Here is a 20642-nt window from a genome sequence, read left to right as displayed (position 1 = left end):
TGTTTGCCTGAACCGTCCGATCCTGGTTCCAGACACTCGACGGGCCGCCGGTCATGCCGCGAGCGCGTCGTATTCGGCGTCGCTGACCGGCTCAAGCCATTCGTTGCTCATGCCTTCGCCTGGCAGCATGAAGGCAAGGTGCGAGAACCACGAATCCTTCGCGGCACCGTGCCAGTGCTTCACTCCGGCTGGCACCTCCACCACATCGCCGGGAAGCATGTGGTGCGCCGGCTGGCCTTCGAACTGGCACCATCCTTCGCCGTCGACGCAGATGAGGATCTGCCCGCCGCCACGCGCGGCATGGTGGATGTGCCAGTTGTTGCGGCATCCGGGTTCGAATGTCACGTTGTGGATGGCGAGTGGATCGCCGGGTGCGCTTATCTGCTTGAGGTAGGACCGTCCGGTGAAGTATTGCGCGTAGCCGTCGTTTGGTTCGCCCATGCCGAAGAACCCGCCGTGTTCCTCCTGCTCTGCCGCGTCATGCGTGGCATCGGAGGCATACACTTCCTTTGCCATCGGGAATGCCGCCCATGCGTTCGGCCAGCCTGCGTAGAAAGCGATGTGTGTGAGAATCGATGCCATTTCGTCACGGGTCACGCCGTTGGCGCGGGCGGTCTGAAGATGGTATGTGAGCGAGGAATCAGTGATGCCTTTGCCGATGAGGGTGCTGATCGTGATGATGCTGCGCGTCTTAGGCGAGAGCGTGGGGTCGTTCCACACTTCGCCGAAGAGCACGTCGTCGTTGTAATGGGCGAACTTCGGCGAGAAATCGCCCAACTGATCGTGTCCTGCCGTTTGTTTGATCATTGTGTACTCCTTGATGGTTTCGCTGGATGCCTGTCATCCGGCTATATGTGAGTCTCTGTGCGTGGACGAAGCTCATGTGTCGGCTGGATCCGGCACATGGGGTCGGATATGGTCGCCATTGCCGCTGTCACTCATCATCCTTGTCCTTGCATCCGGCGGCCGTTTCGCTTCCAGTTGCCTCCTGGGTGTCTGGGATCCTGTCGGGTTCCATGCCGGGGGCTTCGTCGACATGGACGGCGGATTCAGTACCTGCGGCGATGGCGGTGCGATAGTACCAATCTTTGAAATCGAGCTCCCGCAGGTAGAACTTCAGTTGCTCGATCTGGTCGAGCACGGCCTGTCGCTGCGCTTTGATGAGCTCATAGCGTTGTTCGAGCGAAGCGTCGCCCTCCTCGCACAGCTGCGCGTATTCCCTGATCCGCCGTATGGGCATACCCGTGTTTTTCAAACACTGCAGCACTCGCAACCACGGAAAGTCCTTGTTGCGGAACACGCGCACGCCGTTGATGCGCTCCACGTGCGGCAGCAATCCTTCGTGGTCGTAGTAGCGCAGCGCGGACGGGGCGACGCCCATGATCTGCGCGACCTGGGATATCGAATACGCCGGTTCATCGTCGGAACCATACGCATCGGTGGACGATGAGGAGAGGGACCGCCCCACACTGTCCGTCACCGCGGCGCCCGCCATCGCATCGTCATGGGCGTCTGGCCTACCGCTGCTCATGCCCTTCCTCCGTATACGGGCCAGAAACTCTGGTCTCCGTAGTCCTTGATGTGTTCCATGCCTTCAAGGGCCTCCATGTCTTCGTCGGATATCTCGAAATCCACTTGCGCATTGGTGCGCATATGGTCGGGGTTCGCCGTCTTGGGAAGCGGCAACAACCCCAGCTGCAGGTCGTAGCGGATGCACAACTGCGCAGGGCTCACCCCGTAACGCTGCGCCATCGATGCGATCTGGGGGTTGTCCAGCACCACACCGTGCGCGATAGGCGAATACGCTTCGACGAGTATCCCCTGCTTCTTGCAGTAGTCGATGACGTCCCACGGGGTGTTGGTGATATGTGCAAGGACTTGGTTGACCGCAGGCGTCACTGTGCAGTTGTCCAGGATGTTGTCGATGTCGTGCACCGTAAAGTTTGACACGCCGATCGCACGGATCTTGCCAGCCTTGTAGGCGTCCTCGAGAGCGCGGTACGCCTCGACATTGCCTTTCTCATACCGGTCGGACGACTGGTTGACGGCGCTCCAAGGCTGGGGGCTGTGGATGATCATCATGTCGATATATCCCAGGTCGAGTTTGCGCAAGGATTCTTCAATGGCGGCTGCCGCTGAATCATAGTCTTTGCATTCCGCGGCGAGCTTGGTCGTCACGAACACCTCGGCACGATCCACACCGGATTCGCGCACACCGCGTCCGACCTCCGCCTCGTTGCCATATGCTTCGGCGGTGTCGATGTGACGGTAGCCGATTGCAAGCGCCGCCTTGACTGCATCGGTCGCCTGCCGCCCTTCGATGAGCCATGTGCCCAGCGCAAGCTTGGGAATCGTCACCCCGTTGTTGAGGGTAAATGTCTGGGCCAATGCCGAATCCGCCATGGTGCGGTCTCCTTTTCATATCGTCTTGTAGCAAGCAGCGCAGCGATTCATGCAGTGCCTTTCCTCAGGATTGGCATCCAGCCGCATTTGCTTTCGATAACATCACGGTAGGGCTTAAAGCACACTTTAAGTCAAAGCGCGACACGCCGACGGGAGGAAGGAGAAATGGAAAGGAAGGAAAAGGAGAAGGAAGTAAGGCAGGGCAAGCAGAAGGAGAAAGAGAAAAAGAAAAAAGGAAAAGGAAAAGGGAAAAAATAGAGAAGAAACGACGTGAGAGACGAAGGAAGCGATGTGAAAAGAGACAGAGAAAAGGAATAAAATGACATGGAAAGAAAAGGGGAAGCGCGCCGGCACAATACACTGGTGGCATGCGCTGCATCACCGTCGATGCCATGCACGTCGATGCCATGCACAGAACGCAACCCGCAGCACGCAAGACTTGCCCGAGGGCAATCCGCCAGAAACAACCGCTGAAGGACAAAAATGATGAATGAACTACAGTCCGGGGACCCGCAAGACAACCGAAACGATCCTCATTCAACAGGCAGCGCCGCCGAAACTGCTTCCGACACCATCGCCAACAACACCCCCGATACCACCAGCACCAACACCGCAACCGGCATCTCAACCGATGCCACTGCCACGACCAGCGAATACACCAACGACACAGCCACGACTGCCACCACTAACTCCGACGCCAACGACACCACCACAACCGCCGCAACCAACGCAACCAACGCGACCGCCACCCACATTCACTTCCCATTGCGCCAGACTGCGACGGCAATCGTGTGCATCGCCGCGTTCGCCAGCCTGTGGTACGCCCGCGCGGTCTACAACACGCACACCGGCACGTCATTCTGGCTGTTCTGGGTGGCTCTTGCGCTCGCCCTTGGCGTGTGGGCTGCGGCCATCTGGTTCCATTGGTGGCGAGTGCTGCCCAGCGCGGCGCGCATTCCCATCGGCATCGTGCTATGCGTCGCACTATGCAGTTTTGGCATGTCGCAAGCCGCCATCGTCTCTCACATGCGCGACGAAGGCAATCGGAACCTTGATTACATCATCGTGCTAGGCGCGCAGGTCTACCAAGGCTCCCCCAGCCTCGTGCTGCGCTACCGACTTGACAAAGCAGCCGAATACTTGCGCGCAAACCCTGGCACGACGTGCATCGTCTCGGGCGGGCAGGGCCCCAATGAACCGTATGCGGAGGCGCGAGGAATGGCGGATTATCTTGAGCATGACGCCGGCATCGATGCATCGCGCATCATCGAGGAGCCCAATTCCTCCACGACCGTGGAAAACCTGCGTAACAGCCGCGCAATCATCGACAGCGCCAACAACACAGGGAGCAGCACCAGCAGCACCGTGTCCGAGCCTTCCATTGGCATCGTCACCAACGACTTCCATGTATTCCGTTCCCTGCAAATCGCCCATGACCAGGGTTACACGGATGTGCGCGGCATCGCGGCGGGCTCCCCACGCGACATGCTCCTCAACAACATGGTGCGCGAGTCCTTTGCGGAAGCCAAATATCTGATCAAGCGCTGACTGACTGCCCGCCGCCTTCCCTGCCTCGCTGTGCACGCCGCCGCATCACCCGCTGCCAGCCGTGCCCGGCCTCAGAGGAACCGGCCGGTGAGGCTGTCGGGGTTGCGGCGGATGTCATCAGGTGTGCCTTGGGCGACGATGCGGCCGCCTTGCACACCTCCGAGCGGCCCCATGTCGATGATCCAGTCGGCGTTGCGCATCACGTCGAGGTCGTGTTCGATGACGATGACGGTGGCGCCGTGGTCGATGAGCGTTTGGAACACGTCCAGCAGCGTAAGCACGTCCTTGGGGTGCAGGCCGATCGTCGGCTCGTCGAACACGAACAGCGAATCGTCCTGGGCGCGCCCCATCTCGCTGGCGAGCTTGAGGCGCTGCGCCTCGCCGCCGGAGAGCCCGGGCGTCTGCTCCCCGATCGTGAGATAGCCCAGCCCCAGGTCGTGTAGCGTCTGCAGACGCTGGCGCAGCAGCTTGAGACCGCGGCCGGAATCGAACGCTTCGAGCGCTTCATCCACGCTCATGCGCATGAGTTGCGGCAGACTGTATTCAACCGTGCCGCCGAACGGGCGTCGTATCGCATCGGCCTGCTTGCCGTAGCGCGACCCATGGCAATCGGGGCAATCCACCTGCACGTCGGGCAGGAACTGCACGTCGAGCGAAATCTGGCCAGTGCCGTCGCATGTGGGGCACCGCAGCCTTCCGGTGTTGTATGAGAAATCCCCTGCCTTGAATCCCAGCCGTTTTGCGTCGTCCGTGCGCGCGAACGCCTTGCGCAGCTCGTCGTGGATGCCCGCGTAGGTGGCGACAGTGGAACGCACGTTGATACCGATCGGCGTGGCGTCGATGAGCTTGGCATGCCTGATTCCCGGCGCCGAAAGGCTCTGCACATGCGCAGGCAACGCAACATCAGCCGAATCCACAGAATCAGTTGAACCGGCCGAATCCGCGGCCGCCTGAAGCGCCGGCACCAGGCTTTCGAGCACCATCGTCGTCTTGCCGGACCCGGACACGCCGGTCACAACGGTGAGCCTGCCCTTGGGGACGCGCACGTCCAGCGGATGCACGGTGTGGATGGCACGGGTGTGCATGGCTATCGTGCCCATGTCGAACGCCTCTCCCTTCGGCACCACCGGGCGCACACGCTCCGCGGCAGGTTCCCCGTCCCCGGACTCGACCTGCCGCGCGAGGAACGGGCCGATCACCGACCGGGCATCGCCCGCCAGGTCAGGCACAGTGCCCTGCGCGATCACACTGCCGCCGTCCGCTCCGGCGCCTGGCCCCATCTCGACGATCCAATCGGCATGGCCCAGCACCTGCGTGTCATGGTCCACCAGCACCACGGAATTGCCGTCGGCAACCAAATCGTCCATCACACCCACCAACCCTTGCAGGTTGTACGGATGCAAACCGATGGACGGCTCGTCAAGCACATAGAGCACCCCGGTCGTGCGGTTGCGCACGGCGCGGGCGAGCTGCACGCGCTGACGCTCGCCGGTCGACAACGTGGAGCCGGCGCGGTCGAGCGACAGGTAGCCCAGGCCGAGGTCCATCAGGCGGCGCGCCGTATCAAGGAACGAATCGCAGATGTTCTTTGCCATCGGGCGCATCTTGGCAGGCAGCGAATCCGGCACGCCCTTGACCCACTCGATGGCATCGCCCAGCGTCATCGCGGTGGCATCCGCCAGCCCGATGCCCCGCAGCCTCGGCGCCCGCGCCGCCTCGCTCAGACGCATGCCATGGCAATCGGGGCACGTGCCGTCCTTCAGGTATTTGGCGACGCGTTTCATGCCACGCTCGTCCTTGACCTTGGAGAGCGCGTTCTTGACAGTGTTGACGGCGCTGTAGTAGGTGAAGTCGAGCTCACCGTCCTGCTGGGCGTTTTTGCTCACGTAATGGATGTGCTTCTTGACCATGGGGCCGTGGTAGACGATCTCTTTCTCACGGTCGGTCAGGTCGCGGAACGGCACGTCGGTGCGCACGCCCATCTCGCGGCACACATCCGTCATGAGCGACCAGATGAGGCTGCCCCATACGACGACGGCGCCTTCGTCGATGGTCTTCGACTGGTCGGGCACGAGGGTGGATTCGTCGACGATGTGCGCGATGCCGGTGCCTTGGCAGGTCGGGCAGGCGCCGCGGCTGTTGAAGGCGAGGTCCTCGGCGCCGGGCGCTTCGACCTGCGCGCCGCATTCGGGGCAGACGATCGGCTGCATGGCGGCGACGGCGAGGGTGGGCTCGACGTAATGCCCGTTGGGGCAGCGGTGGCTTGCCAGGCGCGAGAACATGAGGCGCAGGCTGTTAAGCAGTTCGCTCATCGTGCCGAAGGTGCTGCGGATGCCGGGCACGCCGGGGCGCTGGTGCAATGCGAGCGCGGCGGGCACGTAACGCACGTCGTCGACGTCCGCCCGTTCGGCCTGCGTCATGCGCCGGCGCGTGTAGGTGGAGAGGGATTCAAGGTAGCGGCGCGAGCCTTCCGCATACAGCACGCCGAGCGCGAGCGACGACTTGCCCGATCCGGAAACGCCGGCGATTCCCACGATCTTGCCGAGCGGCACGTCCACGTCGATGTTTCGCAGGTTGTGGACGCGCGCCCCGCGCACCTCGATGGCGGCGGGCCTGCGGGCGGATGTCGCGGTTGCGGAGGTTGCGCTGGTGGGTGCGGGGCGTGCGGATTGCGTGGGGTTTGACAGGTGGATATTTGACGATGACATCGGGTGTTCGTTCACAGCTACCTCCAAGACACTCACAGCCGCCTCTAAGATTTGTGGCTCAATCCTTGCATGGTACCGTGACCATTCGGAGCCTGACCTTCCGCAGGAATCCGGTAGGCTGATCCGGCGGGATGGTCGGAGATATGCTGAGCACCGTGAACACAGCGCAACCGAATGCACCACGGGTGGCGCCGTGATGGCGCGATGAGACGGGATTCATCATGGAACGATTGACGGGGCAGCAAGTCTACAACAAACTGGTCGAAGCCTATGGCAAGCCGCGATGGTGGCCGGGCACGCCGTACGAAATCATGGTCAGCGCCGTCCTGGTGCAAAACACAGCGTGGACGCAGGTGGAGAAAGCGCTTGCCGCATGGGGCGAACCCGAGCCTGCCAAGGTACTGGAGATGCCTGTCGAACAGCTGCAGGAGACGATTCGCCCGTGCGGTTTCATGAAGGCGAAGGCGGCGACGATCCGCAACGTCAGCGAATGGTACCGCGGGTATGGATTCGACATCGAAAAGGCGCGGGCGACGAGTCTGGATCGGCTGCGGCGCGAACTGCTGGGACTAAAAGGCATCGGCGCGGAAACCGCGGACGCGATGCTCGTATTCGCGCTACACAAGCCGTCGTTCGTCATCGACGCCTACACGCGCCGCTTCCTTGACCGCATGGGATACGGATTCACAGATGACAGGCAGATCCGCCGCTTCTTCGAATCCGGCCTGCCCGCCGATTACCAAATCTACGGCTGGTACCACTGGCTGCTGCTCGAACATGGCAAGAACCACTGCGGCAAGCAGCCGACGTGCGACGGCTGTGCGTTCAGCACAGTGTGCCCTGGACGGATTCTCTAAGCCTCCCCCATCGGCACCCCATGATGAAACCGCATCACATGGCGCGCCATTGCGTGGTCTCCCCTCCACTCACAGGTAATCGAAGAGGCGCTCGATGATGAGGTCGTTGAGCAATCGGCCGCGCAGCGTCGGCACCGCAAGCGAACCAGACGGCCTAGGCACCAAGTGAATCAACCCCTCGGATTCCAGCTGCCGCCATGCCTCGAGCGGGATGATTCCGGCGAAGCGCGACGTGTCGAAACCTTCATGCAGACGCAGACCGAGCATCAGCGTCTCCTCTGCATCCTGCCGCGCAGTGATCGCCTCGCTGCCCGCCCATGGCACCGTGGCTGTGTTGATCTGGTGGGCCCATGCGCGGGGATGCGCGGTGTCCCAGGCGCGCATGCCCACCGCAGGTATATTACTCAGTGTTACATGCTCCGCGTTATCCGCGGAACCGCGCTTCTCGAAGCGGTAGTGGGAATGCGCGCCGGGGCCGATGCCGGCCCAGTCCACGTTGCGCCAGTACCCCAGGTTGTGCCGTGATTCGAAGCCGGGCCGCGCCCAGTTGCTGATTTCATACCATGTCAATCCCGCGGCGGCGAAGGCCTCGTCGGCGATCTCGTATTTGGCGGCCTCGTCATCGTCGCTGGGCTTGGGCAGCCGGCCGGCGGCGATCATGCGGCCCATCGTGGTGCGCGGCGCAATCGTGAGCGCATACGCAGATATATGATTCACGCCCAGATCCACCGCGGCGCGCACCGACGTGCGCCAATCCTCGAAGCTCTCCCCCGGCGCGCCGTAGATCAGGTCCACGCTCGAACGAAGCCCGCAGGCATCCGCCGCGCGCACACCTGCCTCGACGTTCGCCGGCGTATGGCGACGATCCAGGGTGCGCAGCACCGAGGGAACCGCGGACTGCATGCCGAAGGAAATCCGCGTGAACCCGCCGTCGGCAAGACGCTTGATGTAATCGGCATCCACGGTGTCGGGGTTCGCCTCGGTCGTCACCTCGGCGCCGGGCTGCAGGCCCCAGATGCGGCGCACCGCATCAAGCATCTCGACGAGGTCATCGGCCGGCAGAATCGTGGGCGTGCCGCCTCCGAAGAACACACTCCCCGCCGGCGGCTCATCAAGGCCGCGCTCCTCCTGCCACGCGCGCACCAACTCCATCTCGCGCACCGCCATACGCGCGTAATTACCGCGCGAAGCGCCCTCACCGAGGTCCGGCGCCGTGTATGTGTTGAAATCACAGTATCCGCAGCGCCTCAGGCAGAACGGCACATGCACGTAGACCTCGAAGGGCGAAGGTGCGGCGGGACCGGAGGCGGGAACGGATGCGGCGGAGACACCCGCAGCAGCGGCATCGTGGGCCACGCCCTGCGCGCCCACCGTCAGTTCCCCGCCTTCTGCGCGGCGCGAATCTTGTCCTTCGTGTCGCGGTCGGTCGGCTCATCCGTGCTCAGCGCGGCGATGAACGCCTCCTGCGGCACCTCCACGTGGCCGAGCATCTTCATGCGCTTCTTGCCGGCCTTCTGCTTCTCGAGCAGCTTGCGCTTTCGGGTGATGTCGCCGCCGTAGCACTTGGCCAGCACGTCCTTGCGCAGCGCGCGGATCGTCTCTCGCGCGATGATGCGCGAGCCGATGGCCGCCTGGATCGGAATCTCGAACTGCTGGCGCGGGATGAGCTCGCGCAGCTTCTTCGTCATCATGACGCCGTAGGAATACGCCTTGTCACGATGCACGATGGCGGAGAACGCGTCCACCTTCTCGCCCTGGATGAGGATGTCGACCTTCACGAGATCCGCCTTCTGCTCGCCGTCCTCATGGTAGTCGAGCGACGCGTAGCCGCGCGTGCGGCTCTTGAGCTGGTCGAAGAAATCGAACACGATTTCCGCAAGCGGGATGCGGTAGTGCATCTCCACGCGCTCCGTGCCGATGTACTCCATCGTTCCCATCTGGCCGCGATGATCCTGGCACAGCTCCATCACCGAGCCGATGAACTCCTTCGGCGTGATGATGTCGGCCGCCACCATCGGCTCCACGATGCTCTTGACCTTGCCGTCGGGGAACTCGCTGGGGTTCTTGACATGGTGCAGCGTGCCGTCCTCGGCCGTGACGTCGTACTCCACGTTCGGCGCCGTGGAGATGAGGTCGAGGCCGAACTCGCGCTGCAGGCGCTCCGACACGATCTCCATATGCAGCAGGCCGAGGAAGCCGCAGCGGAAGCCGAAACCCAGCGCCACCGACGTCTCGGGCTCGTACACAAGCGCGGCATCGTTGAGCTTGAGCTTGTCCAGCGCATCGCGCAGCTCCGGGAACTGCGCGTTGTCGATCGGGAACAGACCCGCGTACACCATCGGCTTGGGGTCGCGGTAGCCGGGCAGCGCCTGGGCCGCCGGACGCGCCTCCGTCGTAATCGTGTCGCCCACCTTCGACTGGCGCACGTCCTTCACGCCGGTGATCACATAGCCCACCTCGCCGGCGCCCAGCGAATCCGTCGGCGTCATATCCGGCTGGATCACGCCCAGCTCGATCGGATCGTGCGTCGTACCCAGGCCCATCATGCGGATGCGCTCGCGGCTGTGCAGCTCGCCATCGACCATGCGGATGTAGGTGACGATGCCACGGTACGAGTCGTACACGGAGTCGAAGATGAGAGCGCGGGCCGGCGCGTCGGGGTCGCCGGTGGGTGCGGGCACCTCCATGACGATGCGGTCGAGCAGGTCGGCCACGCCCTCGCCGGTTTTGCCCGACACGCGCAGCACGTCGGAGGTGTCGCAGCCCAGCAGGCCGGCGATCTCCTCGGCATGCTTGTCGGGCTCGGCGCTCGGCAGGTCGATTTTGTTGAGCACGGGGATGATGGTCAGGTCGTTGTCGATGGCCATGTACAGGTTCGACAGCGTCTGTGCCTCGATGCCCTGCGTGGCGTCGACGAGGAGCACGGCACCCTCGCATGCGGCGAGCGCGCGGGACACCTCGTATGAGAAGTCGACGTGGCCCGGCGTGTCGATCATGCCGAGCGTGTATTCCTGCCCGTCGAAGGTCCACGGCACGCGCACGGCCTGAGACTTGATGGTGATGCCGCGCTCCTGCTCGATGTCCATGCGGTCGAGGAAGCGGTCATGCATCTCGCGCTGCGGCACGACGCCCGACATCTGCAGGATGCGGTCGGCGACCGTAGACTTGCCATGGTCGATATGCGCGATGATGCAGAAGTTGCGGATGAGCTCCGGGTTGGTGGAACCGGGCTTGTTTTTCTGTTGCATCACTGAGCGTTCTCCTTGTCCACGACCGCCGGAAGACGGATACCGGCGTCCACACATACGTCCTCACCCGTCGGTTGCGTGCGGCGGGCATATCCAATTGTTCCAGTCTAACGGCTTGGGCAGGCAACGGCGGCAGCGCGTTGCGCAACCGCCGCCAAACTACCGTCACGCACCCGCCTTCCGCCAATCCCCGGCAGGCTACCGGCCTAGAATCAAACGCGGGAGGGCGACCTTCCACTCCCTGTCGGTCTTGTTGTCATACCAGCGCACCACGTAACCCACGTCCGCCTTGAGCACATGGTATCTGCCCGTTCCTCCGCGCCTGCACACGTATCTGTTGATTTTCTCGTTCATGCTTCGCGACGGCCGGACCGTGGCGTGCGTACCGTCGCCGCAGTCCAACACGAACCGCAGCGACCCGCCTCCGTCCCGCGAATCGATGCGCCCGTGGAGCGCGTCGCCCGCCTGCAGCCCGCCAATCGCCCGCTGCGCCGCGTCACTCTCCACGTCACCGAGCCGGACATCGCGCAGCGAGCATGCCAGCATCACGTTCCGCGGCTCCCCGTAGTCACGCGAGTCGCGCGTCACACGCACCCCGGCCTTCGCGAACGGCTCGTCAAGGTCGTGCAGCATTGCCGAGGAATCACACAATACCAGCGAATGGCGGGCGCGCGTCATCCCCACATACAGAAGGTTCACGGCCTGGATGTCGGCGGGCGTGAATCGTTCGGTCACCTGGCAGTAGACGGTGTCGAACTGCCGCCCCTTGGCCTTGTGGTAGGTCGACACGATGACGTCCGAGCCCTCCGGCTGCATCAGTTCCGCCACCGTGGTGTTCGCCAGCATTTCTTCCAAGTCGGACCGATAGATGGTTCCGACGCTGTCGGCGTAGCGTTGCAACGCACCGGTTACGTCTTCGACGACGATGCTGCGAGAGAAACGTGCGCGCAGTCGATCAAGAGCCTCGCGATAATGCTCGGTGGGAATCACCATGTTATCGTCCAGGGATTCGAGGAAGACGGCGCATTCCTCGAGCATCTCGGCGCGGAAGCCAGCGTGGTCGTCGATGAACGTCACGGGAACGCCGCGATGCTGCAGCTCGCAGTAGACCGTGGCGACATCCTCGTTGGTGGGAACGAGCACGGCGATGCTTCCCCCGCCCGCCGTGCCAGAGCTTTCCACGCCGTGGCTTTCCGCGCTGTGTCCATCCTGCGCGTGGGTGGCGTGCCAGCGTTCATCGACCCGTTCGATGACCGACGTGATGCTCGGATGGTCGAGGACGACATGCTCCACGCTGCCCTGTTCGCGGCTGTGGGCGTGGCAGCGTGTCGTCTTCAGGCCGTGGGGTTTGAGCGTGAGGAGTGCATTGGCCGCCTCGACGATGGATGTGTCGCTGCGATAATTCACAGATAGCTCGATGATGGTGGCGTCATCGGCGAGCGCCGCGTTTTCGGGCACGGCACCGCCCGGCTGCCCGGCAACGGCGGGAGGAGCGGGCTCATCGGGGTCGTTGGCGGCGGAGGCAAACTTCGCCATGTAGGCGCTGTCGGCCCCACGGAACCCCATGATGGCTTGGTCGTCGTCGCCGACTGCGATGACACGCATGTCCGTGTTGCGGCGCATCAGCGCGGCGACCAGTTCGTATTCGTCGGCTGACATGTCCTGGGCTTCGTCGATGACGAGACAGGTTTTCGTGCACACCGATTCATCGATGCCGGCGTCCGGGTCGTTGAGTAGCGCCGCCGCCTGCCGTTCGATGGTGTCTGCCTGCTCGAGGTTGCCGACGCGGCCTGCCACGTCGAATGCGAAGGCATAGAAGGTGCGTATGCCGACGTAATACGACATGTCGCCGATGAGGTCGTACAGGCGGTGGGCGAATTCCATGGCGGCGGCGTGCGAGAAGGTGAGCATGAGCAGCTGCTCGGGCTTGGTGTCTTCCAGCAGCACCAGGCTTGCCAGCTTGTGCACGAGGGTCATCGTCTTGCCGCTTCCCGGCCCTGCGGCGACCACGATCACCCGGTGCGTGGCGTCGTCGATGACGCGACGCTGCTCCTCGTTGAGGCCGGCGAACAGAAGGTCGTACCGTTGTTTGGTCATGCCCAGCGACAGTCCGGCACGGTCGCTTTTGCTGATGTATGTGTCAAGGAACGTATCGTGATCCATGGCGAAGTAATCCGCGGCGAAGCGCATCGCCCGGTCGTGGTCGTCGACCATCATCGAGGCGAAGCGGCCGACCAAGTGAATCTGCTCGATCCTGTTGCGGTAATAGGCATCGAGCTGCGCGTAGTCCTCTTTGCGGTAACGGCGCCGGTTGTCCGTTTCGACGCGGGTGATGCGCATACCGTTGTAGATGACCAGGAAGCCGCCTTCGATATCCAGCTCCCCTGTCCTTTCCAAATACAGCACCGCGCGCCGCACGTCCGTCAGGTTCACGGATGGGGCGGTCGTGGCGTCGGATGCGCCGGCGGCAGGCTCCGAGACGGGTGTAAGTCCGAATCCCTTAAGGTGCGGGCTAAGGTCGGACGTGCCCCCATCCGTCGCATCATCGGCGGCGCAGCAACGCTGCAAATCGACCAAAGAGAACACGACGTCGATGCGCTCCCCAGCGTTTTCGCCGCGGGAACGCATCTGGGCGAGCTGCGTATGGGCCAGGTCGGTCACATAATCGTCGATGCTCCGGGCGTGGCGTTGGCGTTCCGAGACGCGTTGGGCGAACGTCTTCCCATCGATGCCGTCGGCGAACGTGATGTCGATGGAGGATGCGTTGGGATGCGCGGGCTTGCGGATGTAGCGCGCGTCGATCCACGAAGCGACGATGGACTTCACCTTCGGAACGCTGCTGGTGGCGATTCCCGCTTCCAGCGCGGCCTCATTGGCCTCCTTGTATTCCACTGACTGACCGTCGTGCACGTGGCGCACGAGGAAGTCCACGAGGAATGTCTCCAAGGCGTTCATCTCGCTCAACGTGCCTCGGCGCGAACGCCCCGACGCCTTGCCTCGTCGCACGTAGGCGTGCATGTCGGTGTCGTTTCGCAAGATCTTGAGGCGTTTCATCTCGTCGATGTCGTCACGCACCCGTCCCTTGGGCAAGGCGAGGCAATCGGCGAGGTAGTCCACTCGGCTTTCGGCCTCCCCCTGCATGCCCTGGCCCGTGTGCTTGCTGGAGAGCAGACGGGAGAGTATGCGCACGCATTCCTCGATCCGCTCGGGGCCCATGCCGCTGTTTGGCTTTTCGAGGATGCTGCGCGCGGACGGGATGTCGTCGACGGCAAGGCTGTCGGCGAAAACGCGGGATGCGTTGATGCCGCGTGTGATGTATCCGGATTGCTCCAGTGACATGAGCGCCGCCCGCACGCGCGTCTCCACGTCGTAGGACGTGTTGCTCCACCCGGCTTCGCGGGCTATCTCCAAGGCGCTGGCGGTGAACGACATGCGCCCGTGATGGCGACTGTCGCTCAGATACTTGATGGCCTGCCATACCTGCTGGATCTGGTTGATGGTGATGCGGCTTTGATTGAGCATCTGGAAGTGCACGTCCAGGTCACGCGCGTTGTACAGGATGATGCAATCCGCGTCAAGCCGCTCATCGCGTCCCGCCCTGCCGGATTCTTGGACGTAGTCCTCCAAGGATTCGGAGATCGTGTAGTGGATGACCTGCTGCACATCCGACTTGTCGATCCCCATGCCGAACGCCTTGGTGGCGACCATCACGTTGACGCGGCCGCTGAGGAAAGCCTCCTGGCTGGTCATTTTCTCAACGACGGACATGTCTCCGTGGAATGCGCATGCCGGGATTCCGTCGCGGCTGAGCCTTCGGGCAAGTTCCGTGGTCTGGCGGCGCTTGGCGACGAAGACGATGGTCGGCGGGCAGGGATCCTTCTTTTCGATGAGCTCGCGCAGGGCCCGGTAACGGTGCTCGTCGTCGGCGTCAACGGGGATGACCTGATAGTGCAGGTTGCGCCGTTGCGCGGTTGTGGCGAACAGCCGCAGGTCCCTGCCCGTCTGGTCGTGAAAATAAGTGCGGATGTCGGCGATGACCTGCTGCTTGGCAGTGGCGGTGAAACAGGACACAGGTATGCTCCGCCCCACGTGTGATTCAAGCTGCCTGATGAATTCACCGATGTACCAGTAGTCCACGCGGAAGTCCTGGCCCCAGGCGGAGAAACAGTGCGCTTCGTCGACGACGATGCGCGTGACGTTCCGTGATTGCACCAGCCGCTGAATCGTTGGCGACCGCAAGGATTCCGGCGCGATGTACAGCAGGGAGGCGATGCCACTTCGGACCCGTTCGATCTGATTGGTGCGCTGCACGGGGTCTAGCGTGCCGTTGATGGTCGCGGCTGCGGTGATGCCACGCCGTTCCAGCGACGCAACCTGGTCGACCATCAAGGATTGCAATGGCGAGATGACGATGGTCAGCCCGTCCACTCTCTGCCCGTCGATGATCGCCGGCAGCTGGAATGTCAAGGACTTGCCGCCGCCGGTGGGGAAAACCGCCATGATGGACTCCCCGTCGATCGCCGCTTGCACGGCCTGCCGCTGCAGGTCCTGCCCCTGCCACGTGCGGAAGGATTCGAAGCCGAAGACACGGCGCAATTGCACGGTGGCGTCGAGCATGGTGGTGCAATACCGACACGATGGCGACGAGCAGCGCGTGCGGCACAACGCATCCAGCACGCCTGTAATTCCCGGGAAACGGCGAAGGGCCCACTCGCTGATATGGCGCTTGTCCACCGGTGCCAGCGCGTAGGCGAGCGCATAGGCAAGCTCCACCGGCCGGTCCATCGCCAGCCGGGCAAGATCGGCCGATTCACACAGGCAGGGATCTGGCAGTGCCGCGATCTCCTCCTCCATCGCCTGCGCGGCAAGGTTCGCCACGTCCGGCAGCAGCTTCACGCCGTCGCTCACGGCTTGCGGATCGACAGGCGCGTCGCCGACGGCAGCCGATTGCGCGCGGGCGCCATGGCGCGCTTCCTGTGCGGCATGCGCTGCACCGCCGCGATCGGAAGCCGCGGGCGCGCCATGCCGCGGGGCCTTCCACGCTTCGATGGCGCACGCCTCGCCCGCCTGACGCAGCAAGGCGTACCATCCGCGAAAATACGGGTGGTGTTGCAACAGCAGCGCATACACCATCCGCATCGTCTCGTCCAGCGACGCGTATTTCTGAATCTCTTGCAAAAACAGATCGCGGCATTTATAGGCATCCGTCAGCGGATTGTTGAGCGCATCGTCGCTTATTTTCTCGGGTTTGCCCAAGGCATGGCTGGCTTTGCTTGGATACAGCAGCGCGGACAGGGGCAGCGTGTCGATGCATTGGCGAATGCCGGCGGCGGTCAGATCGTCGCCGATGGCTGCCATGTCGAAATCCACGAGATTGTGGCCCACCGCCCACGACGCCCCATGGATGAAATTCCTGAACGCCTTCCTGTCGGGCGCATGGAACTGTGCGAGACGCGACGGCACATGCGGCGTGCGACGATGCAGGAACCCAAAGAAACGACCCATCCTCTGCGTTGCATGCTGCGCCTGAGTGGGAGGCTCCTGCTGCTGGGCGAAACGCGCCGTCAGATATTCCACCACATCGGAGCCGGTGCGCAATGCACCGATGTCACACAGCTTCCCCGGAACCGAAGCCTTCTCGCCGGCCGATGACGGGGCGGGAGCCGATGGTTTGCGCATGTCACTGGCGTTGGAGTCGGACCGATCGGCTCTGGCATCCTGCGCGGCGCGAGTGTTTTCGGTATCGACATAGACCAGCGTGGAAGCCCCTGACATTACTCATCCTCTCTGGCATCGCCTTCGACACGTGCACCCGCGAGTCGGCTGCGCATAAGCCGCCCGGCTTCATCGTCCGCGGGTTTCCGTCACCTTACGTCCGTTCGCCGACATCATGCGGGCTTGAGCCTTCGCGCGCAGGCTCAGCCTCGCGCGCAGGCTGCGAAGCTTGCAGCGGCTCCCCTTGCAGCTGCTCCCCTTGTGCGGATTCCCCATGAGCGCGCTCCCCCTGTGCGGCCACCCCTTGCACAGATTCGCCGTGCACAGGTTCGCCTTGCTGGGAACGCGAGGAAGCATGCGCTCCGCGACCTGTGCGGGGGCGCTCGGGCATGTGCAGGGCCTCCCGCCGGGGCATCGCGCCCGGAAGGGTGATGTCGAAGCGCACCGACAGGACGCGCATCACCACCACCAGGATGATGATCGCCACGTCGACGACGATCTCTCCCCGCGGGCTCACCAGGCCATTGGCTCGGGCGCGGCTGCTGACAACGGTAAGGACGCTGCCGACAAACGAGGGGAACGCATACCAGTGGCGGTCTCGTACCACCGTCGGCACCTCGTTGAGCAGCACGTCCCTGATCAATCCGCCGGCGAGGGCGGTGAACATGCCCAGAAAGACGGCAGCCATGCCGCTGGTGCCATACATGAGGGCCTTCTGCGTGCCGTTGACGGCGAACAGGCCCAGCGCCAGCGCATCAAGGACGATCATCGACCAGTGCATGCGGTCCACTTCCGGATGCATGACCGCCACGATCAGCCCGGCGGCAAGGGCGGTGATCACCATGCCTTTGTCGGATATCCCTACGGGAGGCCGCGCCCCCAGGATGACGTCGCGGACGAGACCGCCGCCCAACGAGGTCACCCACGCGGTCAGAAGGATGGCGAAGAGGTCATAATGCTTGCGCACGGCGGCAAGACCGCCGAGCAAGCCACAACAGAACACCGCCAAGTACTCAATGCCATAGAAAAACGCATTGCTTTCCAATGTCACCTGTGTCGCTTCCATCGCAACCTCCGCGTTATCGCCCGCACACGGGCTTGGTACGGCACGGGGCGCTGGCCACGGCAATCGTTCGCCGCCGATTGCCGTCGGCGCGGGGTGCGCGACGAAGCGCGCGGAAGCACGCTGCCCGGGGCGAATCCGCCGACTTTTTCGCAATATCCCCTCAATAGTAGCGTAGGTTATGGTATGATATCCGTTCGTATGGCCGTTGAACAACTGTAAAACTCGTCAAAAGGAACTACATTGGCTAACATCAAGTCTCAGAAGAAGCGCATTCTGACCAACGAGAAGGCGCACAAGCGCAACGTCTCCGTCAAGTCGGAGCTCAAGACCGCCGTGCGCAGGACCCGCGAGGCCATCGCCACCGGCGACAAGGCCGCCGCGCAGGCTGCCTACGCCGTCGCGTCGCAGAAGCTCGACAAGGCCGCCGGCCGTGGCTTCATCCACAAGAACCAGGCCGCGAACCGCAAGTCCGCCCTGGCGAACGCCATCAACCAGCTGTAAACCAGCCGGTCGCGCTCTTCACATAGGCCCCGCCCCCATCGGCGGGGCCTTTTTGTTGCTCCGGGTTCGGTGCCAGTGCGCGGCGCGGCGCGCGGCGTCACGATTCGGGGCCCACGATTCACGAAACGATTCCGGATCCGGCAACAGTCGGCCTCACTGGTTGGTGGACTGCCAGCGAGAGGCACCGTTCACGATCCCATCGTTGGGAACACTGGGCCTCCTCCCCAACAGTCGGTCTCCCTGGTCGATGGACTGCCAGCGAGAGGCACCGTTCACGATCCCATCGTTGGGAACACTCGCCTTCCCCGCCAACGGTCGGCCTCACTGGTCGATGGACTGCCAGTGAAAGGCACTGTTCACGATTCCATCGTTGAAAACACTCACTTCTCCCGCCAACAGTCGCTCTCACTGGTCGATGGACTGCCAGTGAAAGGCACCGTTGGAAAAGAATCCACCCATTCCCAACGATCTCCGCTCCAACGGTCGGCCTCACTGGTCAATGGACTGCCTGCGAGAGGCACTGTTGACGATTCCATCGTTGAAAACACACACTTCTCCCGCCAACGGTCGGCCTCACTGGTTACTCGCGTGCCAGCGAAGGGCACCGTTACCGTCGCGAGCGCACGCGCCGCCACCTCATAACCCGCGCACGGATATGAGAACGCGGCCACCGCACTGAGGCGATGGCCGCGCATCGAAGGGGGCGTGTTGAACCCGGTGGCATGCCATGAGTCAGACAAGTGTCCGTCCCCGGGGCAGCACCTCACCGGAGCGGAACGGTCACGGAACCGTCGCGGATCCGGACTCATCCGGCCGCAACGGTCTCGCAACCGGTTCATCGGCGCCCCGGCTCACATCGGGCTCCCCCGCCTCACATATGGATCACGCCGAACGCATTGAGCACGGAGCTCACCAAGATGATCACGAGGAACGCGATGCACACGTACTTGACGACGAAGTTGTACACCTTCTTGCGCTTGAACGGCGCGCCATCGTACGTCACCTCGTCCTCGACACCCTTGAGCGTGACGGAGCGCAGCACCAGCAGGCAGATGGCGATGGCGGCGATCGGCATCATCACGGAGTTCGTGATGAAGTCGAAGAAGTCGAGGAAGTCCATGCCGAGCAGCTTGACGTTGCCAAGCACGTTGAATCCCAGGCTGGAGAGTGTGCCGAGCACGATGTAGATGCCGCCGTACGTGAGCGTGGCGATCGGACGGGACATGCCGAGCTCGTCCTGGAACGTGGAGACGGCGCTTTCCATCAGCGAGATGGAGCTGGTGAGCGCGGCGAGGAACACGAGCAGGAAGAACACGATGCCGATGGCCATGCCGAAGCCCATGCTGCCGAACACCTTCGGCATGGTGATGAACATCAGCGACGGACCCGCCTTGAGCGTCTGCGACGCATCATTGCCATAGAAGGCGAATACGGCGGGAATGATCATAAGACCGGCGAGCACGGCGATGAGAGTGTCGAAGAACTCGACCTGCGTGGTGGACTTCTCGATGCTCACGTCACGCTTCATGTACGAGCCATACGTGATGAGGATGCCCATGGCGCAGGACAGCGAGTAGAACATCTGGCCGATGGCGGTGACGAAGGTCATCCACGACACGTTCTGCATCTGCGGGATGAAGAAGTACTTGATGCCATCGATGGCTCCGGGGCGCGTGCACGAATAGATGCACACGACGACGGACAGCACAACGAGAACCGGCAGCAGCACCTTGGAGACGCGCTCCACGCCGTTCTGCACGCCGAAGAAGATGACGGCAATCGTGCAGACGGCGAACACGAGGAACCAGAATTCCACGGACGTGCCGCTGGAGATGAAGTTCGTGAACGCATTGTCTCCGCCCAGCTCCTTGACCTGCCCCTGCATGTAGGAGAACATGTAGTAGAGCACCCAGCCGCCGATGACGGAGTAATACGGGGCGATGAGCATGGGGATGATGGCGTTGATCCAGCCGCCGAAGCTGTGCGCCTTCGTGTTGCCGAAGTGGCGGAAGGCACCGACCGGGCTTTTCTTGGTCTTGCGGCCGATGACGGTTTCCGACGTGATGAGCACGTAGCCGAAGGTGTACACGCTGATCAGGTAGACGATCAGAAACACGGCGCCGCCGTATTTAGCGGCGAGGTACGGGAACCTCCAGATGTTGCCCAGGCCGATTGCCGAACCGGCGGCGGCCATCACATAGCCGATGCGCCCGGTGAAGCTCGCCCTTTTCTCACCCTTATCCACGGCTGTGGTTTCGGTGTTTGACATTCTTTCTCTCTTCTCTATGGGGAACGTTGCGTGAGGCTCTCAGCAGCACAGGGATTGTGCATGTCGCCGACAACAGCGCACAACCATCCGTACCAGCCATGTCATTGATGGAACCATGTCATTCATGCATCCGTGTCACTGATGTCGTTCATACCATTCATGCAACCGGCATCAGACGGACTTTACGAAAACCAACGCTGGGCGCACTCACGTCCCGGAAGCCTGATGCAAGGCAATCGCCATGCCGTGTAGGCATCCGAATTATGGCGCGGCAACCATGGGTCGCCTCCCCACGCATTGTGTGCGTTGTCGGAGACACTGACGCGA

At 62.9% G+C, this 20642-nt stretch carries 11 protein-coding genes and 1 pseudogene; 3 read left to right on the top strand and 9 right to left on the bottom strand.

Annotated features, from left to right (window positions below):
• Window positions 1-51: 51 nt before the first annotated feature.
• From PSRA_RS05735 to PSRA_RS05725, 3 genes are all read right to left on the bottom strand, one after another.
• Window positions 52-807: a carboxymuconolactone decarboxylase family protein gene (locus PSRA_RS05735; RefSeq protein WP_094660945.1), complete on the bottom strand. Its 756-nt coding sequence runs from the start codon at window positions 805-807 to the stop codon at window positions 52-54.
• 127 nt (window positions 808-934) lie between these two features.
• Window positions 935-1531, bottom strand: coding sequence for a MerR family transcriptional regulator (locus tag PSRA_RS05730; protein WP_211280488.1), 597 nt, complete (start codon window positions 1529-1531; stop codon window positions 935-937).
• Window positions 1528-2403 carry an aldo/keto reductase gene (locus PSRA_RS05725; protein ID WP_094660944.1) on the bottom strand — a complete coding sequence of 292 codons (876 nt, stop codon included), beginning with the start codon at window positions 2401-2403 and terminating at the stop codon, window positions 1528-1530. The genes PSRA_RS05730 and PSRA_RS05725 overlap by 4 nt, the downstream gene beginning before the upstream one ends.
• Window positions 2404-2886: 483 nt before the next feature.
• Here PSRA_RS05725 and PSRA_RS05720 point away from each other — a divergent pair, with 483 nt between their 5' ends.
• Complete coding sequence (locus PSRA_RS05720) at window positions 2887-3951, top strand: YdcF family protein (RefSeq protein WP_245834919.1); 1065 nt, start codon at window positions 2887-2889, stop codon at window positions 3949-3951.
• Between the two features lie 71 nt (window positions 3952-4022).
• On the opposite strand, the gene PSRA_RS05715 is transcribed toward PSRA_RS05720, so the two are convergent.
• Window positions 4023-6659 carry an excinuclease ABC subunit UvrA gene (locus tag PSRA_RS05715; RefSeq protein WP_245834918.1) on the bottom strand — a complete coding sequence of 879 codons (2637 nt, stop codon included), beginning with the start codon at window positions 6657-6659 and terminating at the stop codon, window positions 4023-4025.
• 221 nt (window positions 6660-6880) lie between these two features.
• On the opposite strand from PSRA_RS05715, the gene PSRA_RS05710 reads away from it, so the two are divergent.
• Window positions 6881-7516 (top strand): endonuclease III domain-containing protein, encoded by a 636-nt coding sequence (locus PSRA_RS05710; protein WP_094660943.1) that lies wholly within the window; start codon window positions 6881-6883, stop codon window positions 7514-7516.
• 69 nt (window positions 7517-7585) lie between these two features.
• On the opposite strand, the gene hemW is transcribed toward PSRA_RS05710, so the two are convergent.
• From hemW to PSRA_RS05690, 4 genes and pseudogenes are all read right to left on the bottom strand, one after another.
• The gene (hemW, locus tag PSRA_RS05705; protein ID WP_245834928.1) at window positions 7586-8785 is read right to left on the bottom strand and encodes a radical SAM family heme chaperone HemW; all 1200 of its coding nucleotides are present in this window, start codon (window positions 8783-8785) and stop codon (window positions 7586-7588) included.
• Between the two features lie 104 nt (window positions 8786-8889).
• Window positions 8890-10764, bottom strand: a complete 1875-nt coding sequence (gene lepA, locus PSRA_RS05700) for a translation elongation factor 4 (protein WP_412154802.1) — start codon at window positions 10762-10764, stop codon at window positions 8890-8892.
• A gap of 198 nt (window positions 10765-10962) precedes the next feature.
• On the bottom strand, window positions 10963-16539 hold the full coding sequence (locus tag PSRA_RS05695; RefSeq protein WP_094660941.1) for a RecQ family ATP-dependent DNA helicase: 5577 nt from the start codon (window positions 16537-16539) through the stop codon (window positions 10963-10965).
• A gap of 346 nt (window positions 16540-16885) precedes the next feature.
• Window positions 16886-17545, bottom strand: a pseudogene (locus PSRA_RS05690) (trimeric intracellular cation channel family protein); the annotation flags it as partial.
• Between the two features lie 240 nt (window positions 17546-17785).
• Here PSRA_RS05690 and rpsT point away from each other — a divergent pair.
• Entirely contained in the window at window positions 17786-18046 is a 261-nt protein-coding gene (rpsT, locus tag PSRA_RS05685) for a 30S ribosomal protein S20 (protein WP_094660939.1), read from the top strand.
• Between the two features lie 871 nt (window positions 18047-18917).
• Here the strand turns inward: rpsT and PSRA_RS05680 are convergent.
• On the bottom strand, window positions 18918-20315 hold the full coding sequence (locus PSRA_RS05680) for a sodium-dependent transporter (protein ID WP_211280487.1): 1398 nt from the start codon (window positions 20313-20315) through the stop codon (window positions 18918-18920).
• Between the last annotated feature and the right edge of the window lie 327 nt (window positions 20316-20642).

The organism is Pseudoscardovia radai (genome assembly GCF_002259605.1).
GTDB classification, from domain to species: Bacteria; Actinomycetota; Actinomycetes; order Actinomycetales; family Bifidobacteriaceae; genus Pseudoscardovia; species Pseudoscardovia radai.
This window is presented reverse-complemented; position numbering and strand designations above follow the sequence as displayed.

What these genes read in the sequence shown, in the direction of transcription:
- PSRA_RS05735 (WP_094660945.1), bottom strand. Translation starts at nt 807, where the DNA reads ATGATCAAACAAACGGCAGGACACGATCAGTTGGGCGATTTCTCGCCG.
- PSRA_RS05730 (WP_211280488.1), bottom strand. Translation starts at nt 1,531, where the DNA reads ATGAGCAGCGGTAGGCCAGACGCCCATGACGATGCGATGGCGGGCGCC.
- PSRA_RS05725 (WP_094660944.1), bottom strand. Translation starts at nt 2,403, where the DNA reads ATGGCGGATTCGGCATTGGCCCAGACATTTACCCTCAACAACGGGGTG.
- PSRA_RS05720 (WP_245834919.1), top strand. Translation starts at nt 2,887, where the DNA reads ATGATGAATGAACTACAGTCCGGGGACCCGCAAGACAACCGAAACGAT.
- PSRA_RS05715 (WP_245834918.1), bottom strand. Translation starts at nt 6,659, where the DNA reads ATGTCATCGTCAAATATCCACCTGTCAAACCCCACGCAATCCGCACGC.
- PSRA_RS05710 (WP_094660943.1), top strand. Translation starts at nt 6,881, where the DNA reads ATGGAACGATTGACGGGGCAGCAAGTCTACAACAAACTGGTCGAAGCC.
- lepA (WP_412154802.1), bottom strand. Translation starts at nt 10,764, where the DNA reads ATGCAACAGAAAAACAAGCCCGGTTCCACCAACCCGGAGCTCATCCGC.
- PSRA_RS05695 (WP_094660941.1), bottom strand. Translation starts at nt 16,539, where the DNA reads ATGTCAGGGGCTTCCACGCTGGTCTATGTCGATACCGAAAACACTCGC.
- PSRA_RS05680 (WP_211280487.1), bottom strand. Translation starts at nt 20,315, where the DNA reads ATGTCAAACACCGAAACCACAGCCGTGGATAAGGGTGAGAAAAGGGCG.